This is a genomic window from Rhodopseudomonas sp. B29 (assembly GCF_000333455.1).
GTDB lineage: Bacteria > Pseudomonadota > Alphaproteobacteria > Rhizobiales > Xanthobacteraceae > Rhodopseudomonas.
Window position 1 is genome coordinate 25,581 of the sequence record NZ_BADD01000614.1, and the last position, 19,348, is coordinate 44,928.

Here is a 19,348-nt window from a genome sequence, read left to right on the forward strand (position 1 = left end):
GAACGGCCAATTTGACCAAGCGGGCGCAAAGCCGCGAACCCAGCGTCGCGGTGATCGATATCGGCTCGAACTCCGTGCGTCTCGTCGTCTACGAGGCGCTGGCGCGCAGTCTGGTCACGGTTTTCAACGAAAAGGCGCTGTGCGGGCTCGGCCGCGAAGTGCAGACCACGGGTCTGCTCGCTCCCGACGCCGTGGCCAAGGCGTTGACCGCACTGAAGCGGTTTCGCGCGCTGATCCGCGTGATGCGGGTCGGCCGCGTCTATGCAATCGCCACCGCGGCGTGCCGTGATGCCAAGAACGGCCCGGACTTCATCGCCGAAGCCGAGCGCATCTGCAATGTGCAGATCGAGATCCTGTCGGGGCCGCGCGAGGCCAAGCTGTCGGCGCTGGGCGTCATCTCCGGCGTGCACAAGCCGAACGGCATCGTCGGCGACCTCGGCGGCGGTTCGCTCGAGCTGATCGACGTTCGCGGCAATGCGGTGCGCAAGGGCGTGACGCTGCCGCTCGGCAGTCTGGCGCTGCAGGATGTGTCGCAACGTTCGCTCAAGCGCGCCGAGAAGATCGCGCACGATGCGCTCAGCGCCGCATTGCCGCTCAAGGCCGCGAAAGGCCGCACGTTCTATGCGGTGGGCGGCACCTGGCGCGCTCTGGCACGCATTCACATCATCCAAAGCGGTTACTCGCTCAAGGTGATGCACGGCTATTCGATCCCGGCCGCCGACGCGTTGCGTTTCGCCCGCCGGCTGCGGCTGCTGGCGTCGACCGATCAGCTCGCCGATATCGAAGTGGTGGCCGATGCCCGCCGACCGCTGCTGGCCTATGCGGCGCTGGTGCTCGAACAGATCATCCTGGTGGCGCGGCCGAAGACCATCGTGTTCTCGACCTATGGTGTGCGTGAGGGGTTGCTGTACGAGCAGCTCCCTGCCGCTGAGCGCGCCAAGGACGGGCTGATCTGCGCCGCGCAGAACTTGAACAATCTGCTGTCGCGCTCGGCGCGCCACGCCGAGGAACTGATCGGCTGGACCGACCGGTTCTGGCGCATCGCGCGGCTGAAGGAGACGCCCGAAGAGCGCCGGCTCCGCCATGCGGCCTGCCTGATGTCCGACGTCGGCTGGCGGGTGCATCCCGATCATCGCGGCGAGCAAACGCTGGCGATGATCACCAACGGCAATTTCGGCGACGTGACGCATCAGGACCGCGCCTTCATGGCGCTGTCGGTGTTCTATCGCTATGCGGGGTTCAGCGAACAGAACGAACCGCCGCCGCAGGTGCGTGAGCTAGTCACTCCGGCGATGGATGAGCGCGCGCGCCTGCTCGGCGCCGCGTTCCGTGTCGCGCATCTGATCAGCGCCGCCCGGCCGGGCGTGTTGCCGGCCACGCACTTCCGCATGTCGGGCCGCAAGCTGATGCTGGTGTTCGAGCATCGCCTGGTTGATCTCGTCGCTGACCGCGTCGGCAGCCGCTTCAAGCAGATGGCCCGCATGGTGGGCCGGGCAGGGACGATCGTGCGGCGGTGAGCCGATGCCGACGGCTTCACGATGCGCTTGGTAGTTCGACGAACCATGGCTGTTCGAAGACGTGCTCTGCCAGATTGATGCCCGGACCCGCGCGATCGATCACTACGAAATTCTGCTCGGCGCCGAACGGCGTCAGCACGCCGTGCCAGGTGCCGCGGGCGTAGCAGACGCCTTGCCATGGCGACGTGACGAAGGCGCGTGGCCGACCGGGCTTGCCGCCGTCGTCGGGGCACACCACCACCAGGAACGGCGCGGCGTTGAGCGGCACGAACGCCTGTGCGCCGAGCGGATGCCGCTCGACCAGACTGAGACGCAGCGGCAGCTTGTAGGGCTGCGCTTCCACCAGGCCGACGACCACGCGCGCGCCGTCGCCGACAACCTCGATGTCCGCGAGGTCGTGGAAACGCTGCGCCATGCCGGCGTTCATCGGGCGCGGTGCGACGATGCTGCGGTCGATCACCGTGCCGAACGGTGCGAACGCCTCGGCCGTCAGTTTCTGTGCGACGATGGTGCTCTCAGCGCAGGCGCTGCTCATCGTGCCGGCCCGCGCAACGTCAATGCCGGATGCCGGTTGACGTCCTTGTACAACAAATAGCGGAAGCGGCCGGGGCCGGCCGCGTAGCAAGCCTGCGGGCAGAATGCGCGCAGCCACATGAAGTCGCCGGCCTCGACCTCGACCCAGTCGCGATTGAGCCGGTAGACGGCCTTGCCTTCCAGCACGAACAGGCCGTGCTCCATCACGTGGGTTTCTTCGAACGGGATCGTCGCCCCAGGTTGGAAGGTGACGATGTTGACGTGCATGTCGTGGCGCAGATCGTCAGGCGCGACGAAGCGCGTCGTGGCCCAGGCGCCGTTGCTGCCGGCCATGCCGGTCGGCTCGATTTCGGTGTCGTGCGTGACGAAGGCTTCCGGTGCATCCAGTCCGGGTGCGGCTTGGTAGGCCTTGCGGATCCAATGGAAGCGCGCCGGCTCGCTGCCTTGGTTGCGCAGGCTCCAGTCGGCGCCGGGCGGCAGATAGGCGTAGCTGCCTGGACGGAGCAGGTGGGTCGCGCTGCCGATCCGGAGCGTTGGGCCACCGCCGACCACGAACAACACGCCTTCGGCCGTGGGATCAGGTTCGGGCTGCTCGCTGCCGCCAGCGGGGGCGACTTCCATCAGATACTGCGCGAAGGTCTCGGCGAAGCCGGACAGCGGCCGCGCCAGGATCCAGGCGGCCGTGCCGTCCCAGCCCGGCAGCAGGCTGGTGACGATATCGCGCATCACGCCGTGCGGGATTACCGCGTAGGCTTCGGTGAACACCGCGCGCCCCGTCAGCAAAGTCGTCTGGGCCGGGAGGCCGCCGCAGGCGGGGTTGTAGTTCGGTGCGTTCATGGTCCCTCCTACAACGTGTCCCGCCAACGCGCAGCCGTCAGATCGATTGAGGCGCGGCGATCGGCTGATCCAGGATCTGCGCCGTGTCGGTGGCGACTTCGCCATTCAGCACGCGCTTGGCCTGGTCGCGATCGATATCTCCCTCCCATGCGGCGATCACCACCGTCGCCACGCAGTTGCCGATCAGATTGCCGAGCGCCCGGGCGATGCCGACGAACCAGTCGATCGACAGCACCAGGACGAGGCCGATCATCGGGATGTCCGGCACCGCGGACAAAGTCGCGGCCAGCACCACGATCGCCGAACCTGGTACGCCGTGGGCGCCCTTCGACGTCAAGAGCGCGATGCCGAGGATCACCAGCAAATGGCTGAAGGCGAGGGGCGTGTTGGTCGCCTGGGCGATGAACACGGTGGCGAGCGTCAGATACAGCGAGAAGGCATCGAGGTTGAACGAGTAGCCGGTCGGAATCACCAGGCCGACGGTGGAGTCCTTGATGCCGAGCCGCTCCAGCTTGCGCATGACCTGCGGCAGCACGCTGTCCGACGACGCGGTGCCGGCAACGACGAGTAGTTCTTCGCGCAGATAAGCCAGCAGCTTGAAGATGCTGAAGCCCGCGGCCCGCAGGATGGCGCCGAGCACCACGAAGACGAACAGCGCCACCCCCGCGTAGAACAGCCCGACCAGAAGCCCGAGTTGCTTGAGCGAGCCTACGCCGTATTTGGCGACAGTGAAGGCGACCGCGCCGAGCACACCGAGCGGAGCCAGTCTGACGATGAGGCCGATGACCTTGAACAGGACGTCGGTGATCAGTGCGAGGCCGTCGGCCACCGGCTTGCCTCGGGGGCCGAGCAGCGACAGGCCGGCGCCGAACAGGATGGCAAGGATCAGCACCTGCAGGATGTCGCCCTTGGTGAAGGCGTCGAACACCGTGGTCGGCACCAGGCGCATCAGGAAATCGACGACGCCGGTCACTTCCTTGACGTGGCTGGTGTAGCCGGAGAGCGCAGAGCCATCGAGCTTAGCAGGGTCGACGTTCATTCCGGCGCCAGGCTCGAACACGTAAGCCAGCACGATGCCGAGGGCGAGCGCGATCGTCGTCACCGCCTCGAAGTAGATCAGCGACTTCAGCCCGACACGGCCGACTTTTTTCAAGTCACCAGCGCCGACGATGCCGTTGACGACGACGGCGAACACCAGAGGTGCGACGACGCATTTGATCAGTTTGATGAATACGTCGCCGAGCGGCTTCAGCGCGACCGCGAATTGCGGCGCCAGCACGCCGAGCGCGATACCCACGACAAGGGCAGCTACGACCTGCCCGAACAGCGACGCGAAAAAGCGCCTCATCGGTCTCTCCTGATGTTGCCCGGGCAGGGCCAACCATCAGTCCTCTTATTATAGACGTCAAATATTTCTTCTGTTTAGATTGAAATGTCCTGAGTATGAGTATCTCAAGTGGAAATTCGTCATCTCCGCTACTTCGTCGCCGTCGCGAGTCATCTGAGCTTCACGGCCGCCGCCGAGAGCCTCGGCATCGCGCAGCCGCCGCTGAGCCAACAGATCCGCGATCTGGAAGCCGAGATCGGCACGGAGTTGTTCGAGCGCACGACCCGCCGCGTCGCCTTGACCCGCGCGGGCGAGGATTTCCTGCGTCAAGCCCGGGCCATCCTGGACCGCGCTAATGATGCGATCGACCGGGCCCGGTCGATCGGCGCCGGCACCACCGGCATCATCAATGTTGGGCTCACCGGCTCGATGCTGACCGGTCCGCTCGGGCCGGCGATCCGCCAACTGTCGGTCGACTATCCGGGCGTCGATTTGCGGATCGAGGAAATGGCGCCGGACCGCCAGGTCGCGGCGCTGAGGTCGGGACAGATCGATGTCAGCTTTCTGCGCTGTCCACCCCAGGACGCAGACCTCCGTGCCGATCTGGCGTGGAAGGAGACGGTCAGGGTGGCGCTGCCGAGGGGCCATCGCCTGGCGGCCAAGCGGATCAGATTGGCCGATCTTCACGCCGAGGATTTCGTCTTCCTGAGATTCGAAGACTCGCTGTTCGCCAAGTATCTCAGGCGATGCTGCCTGGAGGCCGGCTTCGCGCCGAAAGTGACGCATCAGGTGGTCGAGGCGGCGTCATTGACCAGCCTCGTCGCGGCGGGATTCGGCGTCGCCCTCATTCCCGACTTCGTCAGCCGGTTTTCGCAACGGGATGTCGTGTATCGGCGGTTGGTCGGCAAGCCGCTCCGCGCCGACGTCTATGCACTGCGCACCAGCCGCAACAACCCGCTGGCAAACCGATGCATCGAACTGGTCCGGAGCTTCGCTCGGAATTCAGCCTGGGAAGTCGACGACTAGGTCGGCATCAGCAACCTGGTCTAGTCGCGATCGACCCGCACGACGCGGCCCTTTTCGATCGCCAGCGCCAGCCGCCCATGCTTGAGCGCCAGTGCGGCGTCGCCGAACAGTTCGCGTCGCCAGCCGCGCAGCGCGCCGACGTCGGCGTTGTCGTCGCCGGCGATCTGCTCGAGATCATCCACCGTGGCGATCACCTTGGCGGCCACCGCGTGGCGCTCCGAGGTCATGCGTAGCAGCACTTTCAGAAGCTCGACGGTCGCGGCGCCGTTGCCGTTGTTGCGCGGCTTTTCGATCTTCGGCAGCGACGCCGGATCGCGGGCCAAGCCGCGCTGCACGGCAGCAACGATCTCGGCGCCCCATTTGGAGCGGTCGAAGCCTTTCGGCAGTGAGCGAAGGTTGGCGAGCTTGTCGAGCGAGGTCGGGGCGTGGGTCGCGATGTCGCCGAGCGCATCGTCCTTGAGCACGCGCGAGCGCGGCACGTCGCGGCTCTGCGCTTCCTGCTCACGCCAGGCGGCGACTTCCATCAGCACGGCCAGCTCTTTCGGCTTGCGCACGCGGGTCTTCAGCCGCTCCCAGGCGCTCTCGGGGTGAAAGTCGTAGGTCTTGGGCGAGGTGAGGACTTCCATTTCCTCGCTGACCCAGTCGCTGCGGCCGCGCTTCTTGAGGTCGGCGTCGAGCGCCGCGAACACGTCGCGCAGATGGGTGACGTCGGAGACGGCGTAATGCATCTGCTCCTGGGTCAGCGGACGGCGCGACCAATCGGTGAAGCGATGCGTCTTGTCGGGCCGATGGCCGGTGATGCGCTCGACAAGCTGGTCGTAGGCGATGGAGTCGCCATATCCCAGCACCATTGCGGCGACCTGGGTGTCGAAGATCGGATGCGGCACGATGCCGGCGCGGTGCCAGACGATCTCGATGTCCTGACGGGCCGCGTGGAAGACCTTGAGGACCTTCTCGTTCGCCATCAGGTCGAAGAACGGCTTCAGATCGATGCCGTTCGCCAGCGCATCGACGACCACGGCCTCATCGGCGCTGGCCATCTGCACCACGCAGAGCAGCGGGTAATACGTCGTCTCCCGCAGGAATTCGGTATCGACCGTGATGACAGGATGGCTGGCGAGGCGCTCGCAGGCAGCGGCGAGCTGTTCAGTGGTCGAGATCAGGTCCATCAAAACTCAGTCGCACTCCGGACGACGGGGCTTGAACAGCCGCGGCGCGACACGATGTCGGCCGGTTGCCGTCGAATCCAGAGCACTAGACACGCTGCAGTGGCAGCGATCAAGTTCCGCAGAAGGTTTGACGCACCTCTTCATGGGGCTGCGGCGGCTCCGCATACCGGGCGAATTCCTCCAGTTCCCGGAAGGGGTTGGCGAGCACCGTCAAGAGCTGTTCGAAAGGACCGAAGTCGCCCTGATCGACGCCAGCGCGGATCACGGCTTCGACCTGATGGTTGCGCGGAATGTAGACCGGATTGATTGCGCGCATCGCCGCCTGGCGCGTCACGCCATCCTGCGGCTCGGCCGCAATCCGCGCCCGCCAACGCGGCGCCCATTCATCGAACGCCGCAGGATCTTCGAATAAGCGTCTGACTTCGGAGAGATCGTCCGGGTCGGCGGCGGCGTCGCTGAGGCGGCGAAAGGTGAGGGTGAAGTCGGCCCGGCCCTTGGCCATCGCGGCGAGGAAATCCTGCGACAGCTGGGGATCGTCCGGCTGAGAGGTGAACAGGCCCAGCTTGGCGGCGAGCTTGGCCAGATAGGCAGCGTTGAAGCGCTCGGCGTAGCCGCCCAGCGCGTTCTGGGCGATCTCGACGCCCTTGTCGGCATCCTCCGCGAGCAGCGGCACCAGGCATTCGGCCAGACGGGTCAGGTTCCACAGCCCGATTGGCGGCTGGTTGCCATAGGCGTAGCGGCCGAACTGATCGATCGACGAATACACCGTCTTGGGATCGAACACGTCCATGAAGGCGCACGGGCCGTAATCGATGGTCTCGCCGGCGATCGAGCAGTTGTCGGTGTTCATCACGCCGTGGATGAAGCCGATCATCATCCAGCTGGCGATCAGCTCGGCCTGACGCGCGATGACGCCTTCCAGCAGCGCCAGATAGGGAAATTCGGCTTGCGCTGCCGCGGGATAATGCCGGGCGATGACGTGATCTGCGAGCGCGCGGACGGACGCGCTGTCACCGCGGGCGGCGAAAAACTGGAACGTGCCGACCCGGATATGGCTCGAGGCGATGCGCGTCAGCACGGCGCCGGGCAGGGGCTCCTCGCGCACCACGCGGTCGCCGGTCAGAACCGCAGCGAGCGAGCGGGTGGTCGGAATGCCGAGGGCCGCCATCGCCTCGCTGATGATGTATTCGCGCAGCACCGGTCCAAGCGCGGCACGGCCGTCGCCCATCCGGGAGAACGGCGTGCGGCCCGAGCCCTTGAGCTGGATGTCGCGGCGAATGCCGCCACGATCGACGACCTCGCCGAGCAGAATGGCGCGGCCATCACCGAGCTGCGGCACGAAATTCCCGAACTGGTGGCCCGCATAAGCCATGGCGATCGAGGCGGCCCCCTCGGGCACCCGGACGCCAGCCAGAACTTCCAGGCCCTCCGGGCTGGCCAGCCAGTCCGGATCGAGCCCGAGCTGAACCGCCAACGCCTGGTTGAGCTTCACCAGCCGCGGCGCCGAGACCGGCGTTGGGGCCACGCGGGCGAAGAACGTCTCCGGCAGCGCCGCATAGCTGTTGTCGAACGGGAAATGCATTGTCATGGAGCACAGATAAGAACGCTTCGCTGCTCCCACAATCGATCGGAAAGCGGGGCGATTCAATATGTTCACGCCGATTCCTGCGATCCGGCACCAAGCGGGCGCTTGGCGCTGGTCGCGGCGGGCGGCCGCCGCCAAATCGGCGGGCGGTGTCTGCAACCCGGTCGGTTGCCGCACGGGGTCCGCTCGGGTAAACCCTGACGCTCTCCGCTAGGCGCAGACACACGATTCTGCCTGCCACGGGCTATCTTTTCGGGATTTCCATGCACCGTTACCGAACCCATACCTGCGGCGCGCTCCGCGACAGCGACATCGGCCAGACCATTCGGCTGTCAGGCTGGTGCCACCGCATCCGCGACCATGGCGGCGTGCTGTTCATCGATTTACGCGACCATTACGGCCTCACCCAGTGCGTGGCAGATCCGGATTCGCCGGCCTTCAAGGATGCCCGAGAAGCTGCGCTCGGAATGGGTGGTGCGGATCGACGGCAAGGTTCGCCGCCGCCCCGAAGGCACCGACAATCCCGATCTGCCGACCGGCGCGGTCGAAGTGTTCGTCACCGAGATCGAAGTGCTCGGCCCGGCCGGCGAATTGCCGCTGCCGGTGTTCGGCGAGCAGGAGTATCCGGAAGACGTGCGGCTGCGCTATCGCTTCCTCGACCTGCGCCGCGAGAAGCTGCACCAGAACATCATGACCCGCGGCGCCATCGTGGACTCGATGCGCCGGCGCATGAAGGAGCAGGGCTTCTTCGAATTCCAGACGCCGATCCTGACGGCGTCGTCGCCCGAAGGCGCGCGCGACTTCCTGGTGCCGAGCCGCATCCATCCCGGCAAGTTCTACGCGCTGCCGCAGGCGCCGCAGCAGTACAAGCAGCTGCTGATGATGTCGGGCTTCGATCGTTACTTCCAGATCGCGCCGTGCTTCCGCGACGAAGACCCGCGCGCCGACCGTCTGCCCGGCGAGTTCTATCAGCTCGACGTCGAGATGAGCTTCGTCACCCAGGACGACATCTTCGCCGCGATGGAGCCGGTGATCACCGGCGTGTTCGAGGAATTCGCCAAGGGCAAGCGCGTCACAAAAGGCTGGCCGCGCATCGCCTTTGCGGACTCGATGCGGAAGTACGGCACCGACAAGCCGGACCTGCGCAACCCGATCGAGATGCAGGACGTCTCCGATCACTTCCGCGGCTCGGGCTTCAAGGTGTTCGCCCGCATGCTCGAAGAGCCGCGCAATCAGGTCTGGGCGATTCCCGGTCCGGGCGGCGGCTCTCGCGCGTTCTGCGACCGCATGAACTCGTGGGCGCAGGGCGAAGGACAGCCGGGCCTCGGCTACATCATGTGGCGCGAAGGCGGCGAGGGCGCCGGTCCGCTTGCTAACAACATCGGTCCGGAGCGCACCGAAGCGATCCGCGCCGCGCTCGGCCTCAAGGCAGGCGACGCCGCGTTCTTTGTCGCCGGTGATCCGGCGAAGTTCGTCAAGTTTGCCGGGCTGGCGCGCACCCGCGTTGGTGAAGAGCTCAACCTTGTCGACAAGGATCAGTTCGCGCTGGCCTGGGTCGTCGACTTCCCGATGTACGAGTACAACGAGGACGACAAGAAGGTCGACTTCTCGCACAACCCGTTTTCGATGCCGCAGGGCGGCATGGGCGCGTTGACGTCGCTGGATCCGCTGACCATCAAGGCGTTCCAGTACGACATCACCTGTAACGGCTACGAGATCGCTTCCGGTGGCATCCGCAATCATCGCCCCGAGGCGATGGTGAAGGCGTTCGAGATCGCCGGCTATGGCGAGCAGGAAGTGGTCGATCGCTTCGGCGGCATGTATCGCGCCTTCCAGTACGGCGCGCCGCCGCATGGTGGCATGGCGGCGGGCGTCGACCGCATTGTCATGCTGCTTTGCGGCACCACTAATCTGCGCGAAATCTCGCTGTTCCCGATGAACCAGCGGGCCGAAGACTTGCTGATGGGCGCACCATCGCAGGTGTCGGCCAAGCAGTTGCGCGAGTTGCACATCCGGCTCAATCTACAAGAGGAGTGAGCTTGACCGTCGTCTCGGTGTCACGATGCCCGCGCGTGCCGCGGGCATCGGCGTATCGAGGGTTGTGGCTCACGGCGCGCGACGTTGCGTTCGCGTGATGACCGCCATGTCCGGAATAACCGGACAGGCGCGAAACAAATTGCTATCAACCGGTGCTGATACACTAACGGCAGCATCGGCATTCATGGCCGAGGAAGCCGCCCGGAGACCGCATGGCGTCCAATTCTGAAGATCTGCAATCCCAGGCGCTCGCCTATCACCGCTCGCCGCGCCCCGGCAAACTCGAGGTCCACGCGTCCAAGCCGCTCGCCAACCAGCGCGATCTGGCGCTGGCCTACACGCCGGGCGTGGCCGCGGCCTGCAACGCGATTGCGGCCGATCCGGCGCAGGCTGCCGATCTCACGGTGCGTGGCAATCTGGTTGCGGTGGTGTCCAACGGCACCGCGGTACTCGGCCTCGGCAATATCGGCCCGCTGGCGTCCAAGCCGGTGATGGAAGGCAAGGCGGTTCTGTTCAAGAAGTTCGCCGATATCGACGTGTTCGACATCGAGATCAAGGCCGACACGATCGATCGCGTGGTCGAGACCGTGGCGGCGCTGGAGCCGACCTTCGGCGGCATCAATCTCGAAGACATCAAGGGCCCGGAGTGCTTCGAGATCGAAGCGCAGCTCAAAGAGCGCATGAACATTCCGGTGTTCCACGACGATCAGCACGGCACTGCGATCATCGTCGGCGCCGCCGTGAAGAATGCGCTGCTGCTGAAGGGCAAGGATATCAGCGAGGTCAAGATCGTCACCGCCGGCGCCGGCGCGGCGGCGCTCGCCTGTCTCAACCTCTTGGTGTCGCTCGGCGCCAAGCGCGAGAACATCTGGGTCTGCGATCTCGAAGGCCTCGTCTACGAAGGCCGCAACGTGCTGATGGACCGCTGGAAGGAGGTCTACGCGCAGAAGACCGACAAGCGGACGCTGGCCGAAGTGATCCCCGGCGCCGACGTCTTCCTCGGCCTGTCCGGCCCGAAGGTGCTGACGCCCGAGATGGTGCAGCAGATGGCCGAGAAGCCGCTGGTGATGGCGCTCGCGAATCCGACGCCGGAGATCATGCCGGACGAAGTCCGCAAGGTCCGCCCCGATGCGCTGATCTGCACCGGGCGTTCGGATTTTCCGAACCAGGTGAATAACGTTCTGTGCTTCCCCTACATCTTCCGCGGCGCGCTCGATGTCGGCGCCACCGCCATCAACGAGGAGATGAAGCACGCTGCCGTGGACGCCATCGCGCAGCTCGCGCGCGATCCGCCGGCCGATCCGGTGGCGGGCCTCGACAGTGACGAAGTGCTCGGCTTCGGCTCGGGTTCGCTGATCCCGAGCCCGTTCGATCCGCGCCTGATCCTGCGCATCGCGCCTGCGGTGGCGATGGCGGCGATGGATTCGGGCGTGGCGACGCGGCCGATCACCTCGTTCGACGATTACTACGCGCAGCTCGAGCGGTTCGCCTTCCGCTCCGGTCTGGTGATGAAGCCGGTGTTCGCCAAGGCGAAGAGTCAGCCGGTCCGCGTCATCTACGCCGAAGGCGAAGACGAGCGGGTGCTGCACGCGGTGCAGACGATCCTCGAAGAGAAGCTGGCGCGACCGATCCTGGTCGGACGGCCGTCGGTGGTCGAGGCGCGGATCAAGCGTTCCGGTCTGATGATCAAGCCGGGCGAGGATTTCGACCTGATCAATCCGCAGGACGATCCGCGCTATCGCTCCTACGTACAGTCCTATGTCGATATCGCCGGCCGCTCCGGTGTAACGCCGGCGGCGGCGCGCACCATCGTGCGGACCAACAACACGGTCATCGCTGCGCTCGCTGTGGCGCGCGGCGAGGCGGATGCGATGATCTGCGGCCTCGACGGCCGCTACATGAATCATTTGCGTCACGTTCGTGACGTGATCGGCTTCCGCCCCGGCGTATCGGACTTCGCCGCGCTGGCGCTGCTGATCACCAGCAAGGGTGCGATCTTCATCGCCGACACGCAGGTGCGGCCGAATCCCACTGCCGAAGAACTTGCCGAGATCGCCGCGCTCGCCGCCGCGCACGTGCAGCGCTTCAACCTCAAGCCTAAGATCGCCTTCCTGTCGCACTCCGATTTCGGCAGCTATCCGACCGACTCGTCGCTGAAGATGCGGCGGGCGACCGCGATCCTCGCCGAAAAGCATCCGGAGATCGAAGCCGACGGCGAGATGCAGGGTGATACCGCGCTGTCGGAAGCGGCGCGGCAATTGATCCTGCCGCATTCGCGGCTGGAGGGCGTCGCCAATATCCTGATCATGCCGAATCTCGACACCGCCAACGTCGCCTACCAGATGATCAAGGTGGTCGGCGAAGCGTTGCCGGTCGGGCCGATTCTGGTGGGGCCGGCGCGGCCAGCGCACATTCTGACTCCGTCGGTGACGTCGCGCGGCATCCTCAATATGACTGCGGTGGCGGTGGTCGAAGCGCAGGAGCTCGCAGGACGGCATCAATCGTCGTTGTTCGGCTGATCGGCGGCGATCGAGAGCTTTGAAAAGGCGGCACGCTGTGCGCATACTTGGCGCAGCTTCGCGTGTCGCCTTCATCGCTGCCAATGAGGTTGAAAATGCCTGCCTTCATTTCGATCGGGCGATTTCTGTTCTGCGTGCTGTTCGTGTTTTCCGGCGCGACCAAGCTGCTGGATCTGGCGGCGACGACCCAGATCGCCCAGCAGGTGGCGGTGCCGGCGATGGTGTCGAGCTACACGGCGCGGCTCGAAGGCTACGCGGGGATGCCGTTCCCGCAAATCCTCGCGCTCGCGGCCGGCATCATTCAGGTGTTGTGCGGGATCTTGATCGCGCTGAACTTCGGGGCGCGGTTTTTCTCGCTGATCCTGATCGTGTATCTGGGCGCCGTGATCTTCTTCTACCACGACTTCTGGAACCGTAGCGGCGCGGAGGCTTCTCACCAGCTGCTGTTGGCGTTGACCGATCTCGCGCTGATCGGCGGCCTGTTGGTGATTGCAGGCATCGGTCGCGGTCCGCGCGTCGTCGAAGCCGCGTATACCGACGTGTAGTCAGCCCCGTTGCCAGGCGGTGACGCTGACCTCATTGGCGGCGTCGAGTTCAATCGTTTCGCGCGCGATCAGGCCGTGGTCGCTCAGGATCTGCTGTGGCGAACGCTCCGGGACACCCGGAAAGCACGGCTGGCCGCCCGGCAGGTTCACGTGTGGCGCCTGCGACAGCCAGAAAATATCGAACCGGTCCAGAAACATCTCGAACACGCTCGGGCCGCCGATGATCGCAGCGGCGCCATCGCCGATGCCGATGGCCTGGCAGGCGTGCTCGAAGCTGGCACCGGCCGGGTTCCACAACAGCGCGTTGTCATTAGTGGGGTCGGGAGCGAGGCCGGCGACGTGCCGGGTCACCCATAGCCGCTTGCGCTTCGGCGAGTTGGGCTGATCCTCGAACGAATTGCGGCCGTGTACGATCAGTGCGGCGCGGTCCAGCGCGCCCTCGAAGAACTGCTGATCACCTTTGAACTTCAAGACGTCCGGCATCACGCCATTGGAGTCGGCGAGGCACCCCTCGGCCGAGACGATGACATAGCCTTCGATCCGCAGCTTTGGCGCGGTGATCATGGTCGGCGAGGAGCGATATGTGACAGCAGACGCGGCGTCACTCGGAGATGGTCTGCACCACCGAGCTGACCGGCCGCGAACTCACCGTCGGCAGCGTCGTGGTCTTGGCCAGCTCCTGCTCGTATTGTGGCAACACCTGCACCGGCGCCTTGGCCTTCATCTGCACGACCTTGTAGCCGCCGGCCTTCAGACGCCGCAGCAGCTCGGGTAGCGCTTCGGCGGTGTGCTTCTGGAAGTCGTGCATCAGGATGATGCCCTTGCCGAGCTTGTCGAGCTTATTCATCACCGTATCAACGACCTGCTGCGACTTCTTGGATTTGAAGTCGAACGAGTCGATGTCGCAAGAGAAGATCGCGATGTTGCGCGTGCCCAGATAGGTGACCATCTCGGGCGGATGCTGTAGCGCCGGGAAGCGGAAGAACGGCGACGGATTGGCGCCGAGGGCCCATTTCACCGCGGCGAAGCCCTTCTCGATCTCGTCCTTGCGCTGATCTTCGCTGAGCTTCTTGTTGCCGAGGTTGGCGTGCGACCACGTGTGCGCGCCGATGGTGTGACCGGCTGCGGCGACTTGCTTCAGGATTTCCGGGTGATAGGTGGCGTGCTTGCCGATCGGGAAGAAGATTGCCTTGGTGCAGTTGTCGGCCAGCGCCTTCAGCACCGCGGGCGTGTTCACCGGCCAGGGACCGTCGTCGAAGGTCAGGACCACTTCCTTGTCGCGCAGGAAGTCGAGCTGCTTGAAATGCTCGAAGCCGAAGCCGGGGCCGCCGGTGGTGTCGATCTCGACGACGCGGGCGACGCCGAGCCCATCCGGATTGGCGCAGACGGCCTTTGCGGCCGCCGGAGCAGGTGCGGCGGCGGGCTGCGCCGCCGCAGGTTGCGCAGCGGCGGGCGGGGTGGCGGTCGCCGCGGCCTTTGGCGACGCCTGCGACCAAGCCGCGCCCATGCCGGCGATCGCGCCGAACGAGACCGCACCTGCAAACATCCACGCCGTTGCCCGTCGCATGCCCAAATCCCTTCCGTTTGTCTTGGTGGTCAAACTAGAAGCAGAGCAGAGGCCGCCGCAATCCTATTTCAGCCGCACCTGTCAGTTGCCCGCAACTTAGCTGACGGCGTTCAGGCGACTGATGAGGTTAGCCAGCCCGGGTGGACCCGAGTTCCGCCTGGTCGCTACGGTATTACCGCAGGCGCACGATGAAATCGGTGCCCTCGCCGGTCTCGCCGGCTGCAATCGCCTGATCGGATACGATCAGAGATCCACCCGTCGAGATCGCCTGCGCCAGACGCGTCATCGCCTCTTGGGGGATTGTCAGGCGGTCGAGCGCCTGGGTCGGCGTATCGACTGCAGGATTGGGTTTCGCCTCCACGGCCAAGGCTTTGTGGCGGTGCGATTTCGGAGCTTCGGCAGCTTCGGCGCGGCGGCTGCTCGGCAGCGTCGCCACGGTCCAGCGAACCTGGCCGTCCTTGTCGACCTCGGCGGTGAAGACGTGGGTACCGAGCGGACGGTCGCCGGGGGCGACCGTCACCGGCACGTCGAACAGCGCCTTCATGTTCTGCCGAACATAGAGCTTGCGATCCTTGCCGCTGACGAAGGCGGCGATTTGGACTTTCGGGTCGACGGCGGGCAGGGGCGGCTTGGTCGCGTCCGCGCCCGCCCGCGATTGGTCCTTGTCCTGAACCGCAGCATCGCTGGCGTCTGTGGCCGGCGCGGCCGATGCGGCTTCGCTCTTGGCTTCAGCCGGTTTGGCATCGGCCGTCTTCGACTCGTTGGTCTTGGCGGCCTCCGCGGCCGGAGGCGTCGCGGTGCTTTCCGGCTTGGTTGCTTCTGCTGTTACCGCTCCAGTGCTGTCGCGGTCGTTCTCCGTCGACTTGGTGTCAGCAGTCGGCGCAGTCGACTCAGCGCTCGCCTTCGCCTCTCCGGCGGGGGCGTCCTGAGGCTTGTCCTGCGTCGTGGTGTCGGCGTTGGTCGAAGCGGCGGCGGGCTTGTCTGTCTTGAGGGAGTCCGCCAGCGCCGTCGCTGGTCCAGACGTCGCCGCACCGGCTTCTGCTGTCCGGACCTTGGCGCGCAGCTCGGCCGGGGTGGCGTCGCGGTCGTCAAGCGCCAGGCTGGCGCGCAACTCACCGGCCGCAAGCGTCGTGTTGCGGTCGAGCGCCGCGGCCTTGTCCGATTTGGAAGACGTCACCGGCTTGGGTTGATCGGAGGCGAGCGGTTCGCTCGGCGCCAGCCTCCTGGTGATCAGCAGCGGGTGTGAGAAGTACTCAGGTGCGGTCTCGCCCGGCGCGACGATGACGCGCGCGCCCATGCGGGTCCAACCCCACATCTTGATGGCAAACGCATTCGGCATGCGGATGCAGCCGTGCGACGCCGGATAGCCGGGCAGCACGCCAGCGTGCATGGCGATGCCCGACCAGGTGATGCGCTGCATGTAGGGCATCGGGGCGCCGCTGTAGATATTCGAGCGATGCCACTTGTGCTTCTGGATCACGCTGAAGACGCCCATCGGCGTCGAATGGCCGCGCATGCCGGTCGACACCGGGCTCTCGGCGAACAGGCCGTTGGCGTCGAATACGCGCACCTTCTGCTGATCGATCGAGACCGAGATAACAAGCGGCCCAACCGGCTTGGCGGCCTGCTGCTGGATCGCTTTCTCAGCCTTCTCGTCGGTATGCGGGCGCAGGCGTGGGTGATGCTTCGCCGCCGGAGCCGGTAGGGGCGCGCGGCGGTACGGTTGTTCTGAATAGACGGGATAGTCGTCCGACCAGGAGGACCAATACGAGGCGGCAGCGGGTGACGCGGCGGCGATCCATCCGGCGCTCGCCAGAACTCCGGCGCGGATTGCCGAACTCGCAAGCAAATGCCTGGGTGAGAAAGGACTTTTCCCGGCGTCAGGCCGGATATCGGCAGCGCAATCGCGCAATCGGCTAACGGGCACGCAGGCTTCCTCGAATCGGTTCCGAATAACCTAGGTTAGTGTCGCAGTCGCTTGCGGAGTTCACCAGCTACACCGCCAAGCTGCGGCGTATTTGATTCAAACCGTACCCGAAAAGCTTCACCGTCGGTTAAAGGCAGGAATGATGGGCCGGTCTTCCCGAGCGGCTTCCATCTCCCCACATCTGCGCTGACTTGCTCAGGGAGACCTCGATGAGACTGAATTTGCGATTGCCGCGGCGACATGCCGCGCGAGCCGCGCTGGCTGGTTTAGCGCTAGTGCTGGCCTGCGGATCGGTGATGGCGGCAGATGAGCCGGACCTGATCTTCCGTCGCTCGACCGTTTTCAAATGGCTCAGCCCGAACGACAAGCTGGCCGTCTACGGGCTCGACGATCCGGAAGTGCAGGGCGTCGCCTGCCACTTCACGGTGCCCGAGAAGGGTGGCTTCAAGGGGTGGCTCGGTCTGGCCGAAGAGGTCTCGGACGTTTCGCTGGCTTGCCGTCAGGTCGGTCCGATCCACTTCAAGGACAAACTGGACCAGGGCGACGATATGTTCAGCAAGCGCCGCTCGCTGTTTTTCAAGAAGATGCAGATCGTCCGCGGCTGCGACGCCAAGCGGAATGTGCTGGTCTACATGGTCTATTCGGACAAGCTGATCGAAGGCTCGCCGAAGAATTCGACCTCGAGTGTCCCGATCATGCCATGGGGCGCCGACGGGACCATCGAAAAGTGCGGTGACTTCGTGAAGTAATCAGCCGTTGCTGAGAGACATCATCTGGCGGAGGGCGGCGGATGCCGGCCTCCGCAATGAGAGTAGTTTGTCGCGATCAGATCGGGCGGTCCTGCGCGGGATCGCGGTAACCCACCAGCCGAACCAGCTTCTGCGGCACAGACTGGGTGGCGTGATGGCCGAACATGTTCTGCAGCGCCATCTCGCCCGGCAGATCGGCACTCCGACGCAAATTTCCGATCACGACCTTTGCCGTGCCCAATTTGTTCCGGGCGATGACCGCCGCATGGTCTGATGACTGATCGCTTAGGCTGCGAAGCGCATTGCTCATCGCAAAATTCCTCCATTTTCAGGAACCAACGCGTGGCGCCCAGAATTGTTGCGGTCCGCCGACAGCGGTCCGAAGTGTCGAATAAGTATGCTTACTGCTTTCCCGCGCCTTGACCGGCGCAGCCGCCTTACAGCGCTGAGCAGTTCATGTGTCGAAGTCGGTGTCGCAAAGCCCATTTCCGCAGCGCTGCCGCAGATCGGCGGGTGCATGAGATGGCGCGTTTGCGCGCCCGGACCCCGACGGGATTTCTTGTAGCGCGGTTCTCGCCCGAGAGCCAGCACGACATGCTCACTTTGGAGATCTTTAAGGCGGTGAGAGACGGACAGCAGCAACATACAAATCGTTCGCAACTCTAGGCGCGGCAACGTCACAACGGATGCGCTTGATTAGCTTCGCTTCGATGACGGGATGATGTCCCGGTCTGTCCGGTATGTGCCCGAGGTTAATGAAGTTGCTTCAACGGCCTGGAGGCTAGGCCCAGCGTTGAAGCCGCTGATGAATTCCGCTGAATGTTTCGTGGATCGTCTCGCCACGAAACATTTCCGCCGGCGACGAAACCATTTCACGGCTGCACGCAGACGCCACGAAACATGGTGTGGTTATCAACCCGTCAACGAACGGGCCGCTGATCGGCCTCCCAACTCGGAGACATCGATGCGGACCGTTAGTTTCGTTCTCTCCTTGGTCATTGCATTCGCCGGCGCGTCGATCGCCGCTTCGTCGCAAGCAGGGACGTCGGAGAGTGGCTTGCCCGGGATCGGGACGTTCTCCTATGTCGGCGATCCGATCGAAGGCGCCTCTTCGCCTTTGGTGGTGGCGACCAGATAAGAGCGGCTGTGGTGTTGATAACTTTCTCGAAATTGTCGGAGCCGGTTGCGCCGATGAAGTCTCGTTTAGCCGCGCTCGCAATCGGCGTTTCGCTGCTGGCTGGATTAGCCGTGCAGGCTCAGGCGCGGACCTTCTTCGACTTCCCGGATCAGCGCATCGAATTCATCCGGCAATGCATGGCGCATATGGCGGGGCGCTGGGCGCATCCCGATGCGGTTTGCGGCTGCCTGCACGATCACGCCGCTGCTGCCGTGCCGGATGCCGACCTGCGCGAGGCGTTACTGCGGGGGATCAGCGAAAGCGGCGTGCCGAACATCCAGAGCGACTGGGTGCCGCCATCCAAGCAGGCGCAGATCAGCTCGACCTTCACATTGATCGCCAAGCCGGCGCTGCAATGTATGTTCGATCCGGCCGAGTAGCGCTCAGCGCCGCTGCAGCCGCGGGACGCATTTGCTGGTCCGCGTTATGCCGGCGTCGGTCAGCGACGATCCGACCACTTCCTTGATCTGACCGGCCGGGCACGACCCGTCATCGACCTGCACTTTTTGGCCGAGCCGCAACGGCGGGATGTCGCGCTCGTTGGTGACCGTTTGCGCGGTCGCCGGATAGCTCATCGCGGCAAGTGCGAGCGCGCCGGCCATCGCGGCCGAACGGCAAAAGCGGTGGGACATGAACTCTCCTGATGGCATCGAATCGTCTCCGCATGCTGACTGAAAAATCCGGCGAGATGTGGTTTGATCTGTGCCAGCATCGAACGCACGCGAGGATCGCGCCGCATCTGCCGCGGCAGCGAACCCGGCCAGGGGAGGGATGATGACGCCGCTCGAGAGGATCAACTCGTTCGCTTTGCCGTTCGCCAAGCTGATGGGCG

General features: G+C 64.9%; 17 protein-coding genes and 1 pseudogene. 8 read left to right on the forward strand and 10 right to left on the reverse strand.

Translation table 11 applies throughout. From position 1 onward, the window contains the following. Window positions 1-11: 11 nt before the first annotated feature. Window positions 12-1,517, forward strand: coding sequence for an exopolyphosphatase (gene ppx, locus I5M_RS22260; RefSeq protein ID WP_022723419.1), 1,506 nt, complete (start codon window positions 12-14; stop codon window positions 1,515-1,517). 16 nt (window positions 1,518-1,533) lie between these two features. Here ppx and I5M_RS22265 read toward each other — a convergent pair whose 3' ends face one another. Genes I5M_RS22265 through I5M_RS22275 form a run of 3 tightly spaced genes read right to left on the reverse strand, consistent with a single transcriptional unit; the run spans window position 1,534 to window position 4,236 of the window. Continuing rightward, entirely contained in the window at window positions 1,534-2,052 is a 519-nt protein-coding gene (locus tag I5M_RS22265; protein ID WP_022723420.1) for an ureidoglycolate lyase, read from the reverse strand. Further along, on the reverse strand, window positions 2,049-2,888 hold the full coding sequence (locus tag I5M_RS22270) for a bifunctional allantoicase/(S)-ureidoglycine aminohydrolase (protein WP_022723421.1): 840 nt from the start codon (window positions 2,886-2,888) through the stop codon (window positions 2,049-2,051). Before I5M_RS22270 ends, I5M_RS22265 begins: the two co-directional genes overlap by 4 nt. 37 nt (window positions 2,889-2,925) lie before the next feature. Then, entirely contained in the window at window positions 2,926-4,236 is a 1,311-nt protein-coding gene (locus I5M_RS22275) for a dicarboxylate/amino acid:cation symporter (protein ID WP_022723422.1), read from the reverse strand. Window positions 4,237-4,344: 108 nt separating this feature from the next. Here I5M_RS22275 and I5M_RS22280 point away from each other — a divergent pair, with 108 nt between their 5' ends. Continuing rightward, window positions 4,345-5,241: a LysR family transcriptional regulator gene (locus I5M_RS22280; RefSeq protein ID WP_022723423.1), complete on the forward strand. Its 897-nt coding sequence runs from the start codon at window positions 4,345-4,347 to the stop codon at window positions 5,239-5,241. A 20-nt stretch (window positions 5,242-5,261) separates the two neighbouring features. Here the strand turns inward: I5M_RS22280 and rnd are convergent, their stop codons facing one another. Both rnd and I5M_RS22290 read right to left on the reverse strand, forming a co-directional pair. Further along, on the reverse strand, window positions 5,262-6,410 hold the full coding sequence (gene rnd / locus I5M_RS22285) for a ribonuclease D (protein WP_022723424.1): 1,149 nt from the start codon (window positions 6,408-6,410) through the stop codon (window positions 5,262-5,264). A gap of 109 nt (window positions 6,411-6,519) precedes the next feature. Beyond that, a complete protein-coding gene (locus I5M_RS22290; protein ID WP_022723425.1) occupies window positions 6,520-7,998 on the reverse strand; it encodes a YdiU family protein in 1,479 nt (492 codons plus the stop codon). 260 nt (window positions 7,999-8,258) lie between these two features. Between I5M_RS22290 and aspS the strand changes: the two are divergent. The 3 genes and pseudogenes from aspS (at window position 8,259) to I5M_RS22305 (ending at window position 13,096) form a co-directional block, all read left to right on the forward strand. Next, a pseudogene (aspS, locus tag I5M_RS30385) lies at window positions 8,259-10,032 on the forward strand (aspartate--tRNA ligase). Window positions 10,033-10,244: 212 nt separating this feature from the next. Continuing rightward, window positions 10,245-12,551 carry an NADP-dependent malic enzyme gene (locus I5M_RS22300; RefSeq protein ID WP_022723426.1) on the forward strand — a complete coding sequence of 769 codons (2,307 nt, stop codon included), beginning with the start codon at window positions 10,245-10,247 and terminating at the stop codon, window positions 12,549-12,551. A gap of 95 nt (window positions 12,552-12,646) precedes the next feature. Further along, window positions 12,647-13,096, forward strand: coding sequence for a DoxX family protein (locus I5M_RS22305; protein ID WP_022723427.1), 450 nt, complete (start codon window positions 12,647-12,649; stop codon window positions 13,094-13,096). On the opposite strand, the gene I5M_RS22310 is transcribed toward I5M_RS22305, so the two are convergent. The 3 genes from I5M_RS22310 to I5M_RS22320 all read right to left on the reverse strand — a co-directional run bounded on the left by I5M_RS22310 (window position 13,097) and on the right by I5M_RS22320 (window position 16,512). Continuing rightward, window positions 13,097-13,660 (reverse strand): dihydrofolate reductase, encoded by a 564-nt coding sequence (locus I5M_RS22310; protein WP_022723428.1) that lies wholly within the window; start codon window positions 13,658-13,660, stop codon window positions 13,097-13,099. Between the two features lie 37 nt (window positions 13,661-13,697). Continuing rightward, a complete protein-coding gene (locus I5M_RS22315; protein ID WP_022723429.1) occupies window positions 13,698-14,663 on the reverse strand; it encodes a polysaccharide deacetylase family protein in 966 nt (321 codons plus the stop codon). A gap of 172 nt (window positions 14,664-14,835) precedes the next feature. Then, window positions 14,836-16,512, reverse strand: a complete 1,677-nt coding sequence (locus I5M_RS22320; protein ID WP_022723430.1) for a L,D-transpeptidase family protein — start codon at window positions 16,510-16,512, stop codon at window positions 14,836-14,838. 287 nt (window positions 16,513-16,799) lie between these two features. On the opposite strand from I5M_RS22320, the gene I5M_RS22325 reads away from it, so the two are divergent. Next, window positions 16,800-17,339 carry a CreA family protein gene (locus I5M_RS22325; RefSeq protein WP_051048814.1) on the forward strand — a complete coding sequence of 180 codons (540 nt, stop codon included), beginning with the start codon at window positions 16,800-16,802 and terminating at the stop codon, window positions 17,337-17,339. A gap of 76 nt (window positions 17,340-17,415) precedes the next feature. Here I5M_RS22325 and I5M_RS30390 read toward each other — a convergent pair whose 3' ends face one another. Then, window positions 17,416-17,649: a hypothetical protein gene (locus tag I5M_RS30390; RefSeq protein ID WP_040771851.1), complete on the reverse strand. Its 234-nt coding sequence runs from the start codon at window positions 17,647-17,649 to the stop codon at window positions 17,416-17,418. 654 nt (window positions 17,650-18,303) lie between these two features. Between I5M_RS30390 and I5M_RS33210 the strand changes: the two genes are divergently transcribed. Both I5M_RS33210 and I5M_RS22340 read left to right on the forward strand, forming a co-directional pair. Then, window positions 18,304-18,477: a hypothetical protein gene (locus tag I5M_RS33210; RefSeq protein WP_022723432.1), complete on the forward strand. Its 174-nt coding sequence runs from the start codon at window positions 18,304-18,306 to the stop codon at window positions 18,475-18,477. A gap of 53 nt (window positions 18,478-18,530) precedes the next feature. After that, the gene (locus I5M_RS22340; protein WP_022723433.1) at window positions 18,531-18,896 is read left to right on the forward strand and encodes a hypothetical protein; all 366 of its coding nucleotides are present in this window, start codon (window positions 18,531-18,533) and stop codon (window positions 18,894-18,896) included. Between the two features lie 3 nt (window positions 18,897-18,899). Here I5M_RS22340 and I5M_RS34275 read toward each other — a convergent pair. Beyond that, window positions 18,900-19,348: DUF6719 family protein (locus tag I5M_RS34275; RefSeq protein ID WP_307706985.1), on the reverse strand; the 449-nt coding region annotated here is incomplete at its 5' end.

What these genes read in the sequence shown, in the direction of transcription:
- I5M_RS30390 (WP_040771851.1), bottom strand. Translation starts at nt 17,649, where the DNA reads ATGAGCAATGCGCTTCGCAGCCTAAGCGATCAGTCATCAGACCATGCG.
- I5M_RS22265 (WP_022723420.1), bottom strand. Translation starts at nt 2,052, where the DNA reads ATGAGCAGCGCCTGCGCTGAGAGCACCATCGTCGCACAGAAACTGACG.
- I5M_RS22300 (WP_022723426.1), top strand. Translation starts at nt 10,245, where the DNA reads ATGGCGTCCAATTCTGAAGATCTGCAATCCCAGGCGCTCGCCTATCAC.
- I5M_RS22270 (WP_022723421.1), bottom strand. Translation starts at nt 2,888, where the DNA reads ATGAACGCACCGAACTACAACCCCGCCTGCGGCGGCCTCCCGGCCCAG.
- I5M_RS22310 (WP_022723428.1), bottom strand. Translation starts at nt 13,660, where the DNA reads ATGATCACCGCGCCAAAGCTGCGGATCGAAGGCTATGTCATCGTCTCG.
- I5M_RS22325 (WP_051048814.1), top strand. Translation starts at nt 16,800, where the DNA reads ATGAGACTGAATTTGCGATTGCCGCGGCGACATGCCGCGCGAGCCGCG.
- rnd (WP_022723424.1), bottom strand. Translation starts at nt 6,410, where the DNA reads ATGGACCTGATCTCGACCACTGAACAGCTCGCCGCTGCCTGCGAGCGC.
- I5M_RS22275 (WP_022723422.1), bottom strand. Translation starts at nt 4,236, where the DNA reads ATGAGGCGCTTTTTCGCGTCGCTGTTCGGGCAGGTCGTAGCTGCCCTT.
- I5M_RS33210 (WP_022723432.1), top strand. Translation starts at nt 18,304, where the DNA reads ATGCGGACCGTTAGTTTCGTTCTCTCCTTGGTCATTGCATTCGCCGGC.
- I5M_RS22315 (WP_022723429.1), bottom strand. Translation starts at nt 14,663, where the DNA reads ATGCGACGGGCAACGGCGTGGATGTTTGCAGGTGCGGTCTCGTTCGGC.
- I5M_RS22305 (WP_022723427.1), top strand. Translation starts at nt 12,647, where the DNA reads ATGCCTGCCTTCATTTCGATCGGGCGATTTCTGTTCTGCGTGCTGTTC.
- I5M_RS22340 (WP_022723433.1), top strand. Translation starts at nt 18,531, where the DNA reads ATGAAGTCTCGTTTAGCCGCGCTCGCAATCGGCGTTTCGCTGCTGGCT.
- I5M_RS22290 (WP_022723425.1), bottom strand. Translation starts at nt 7,998, where the DNA reads ATGACAATGCATTTCCCGTTCGACAACAGCTATGCGGCGCTGCCGGAG.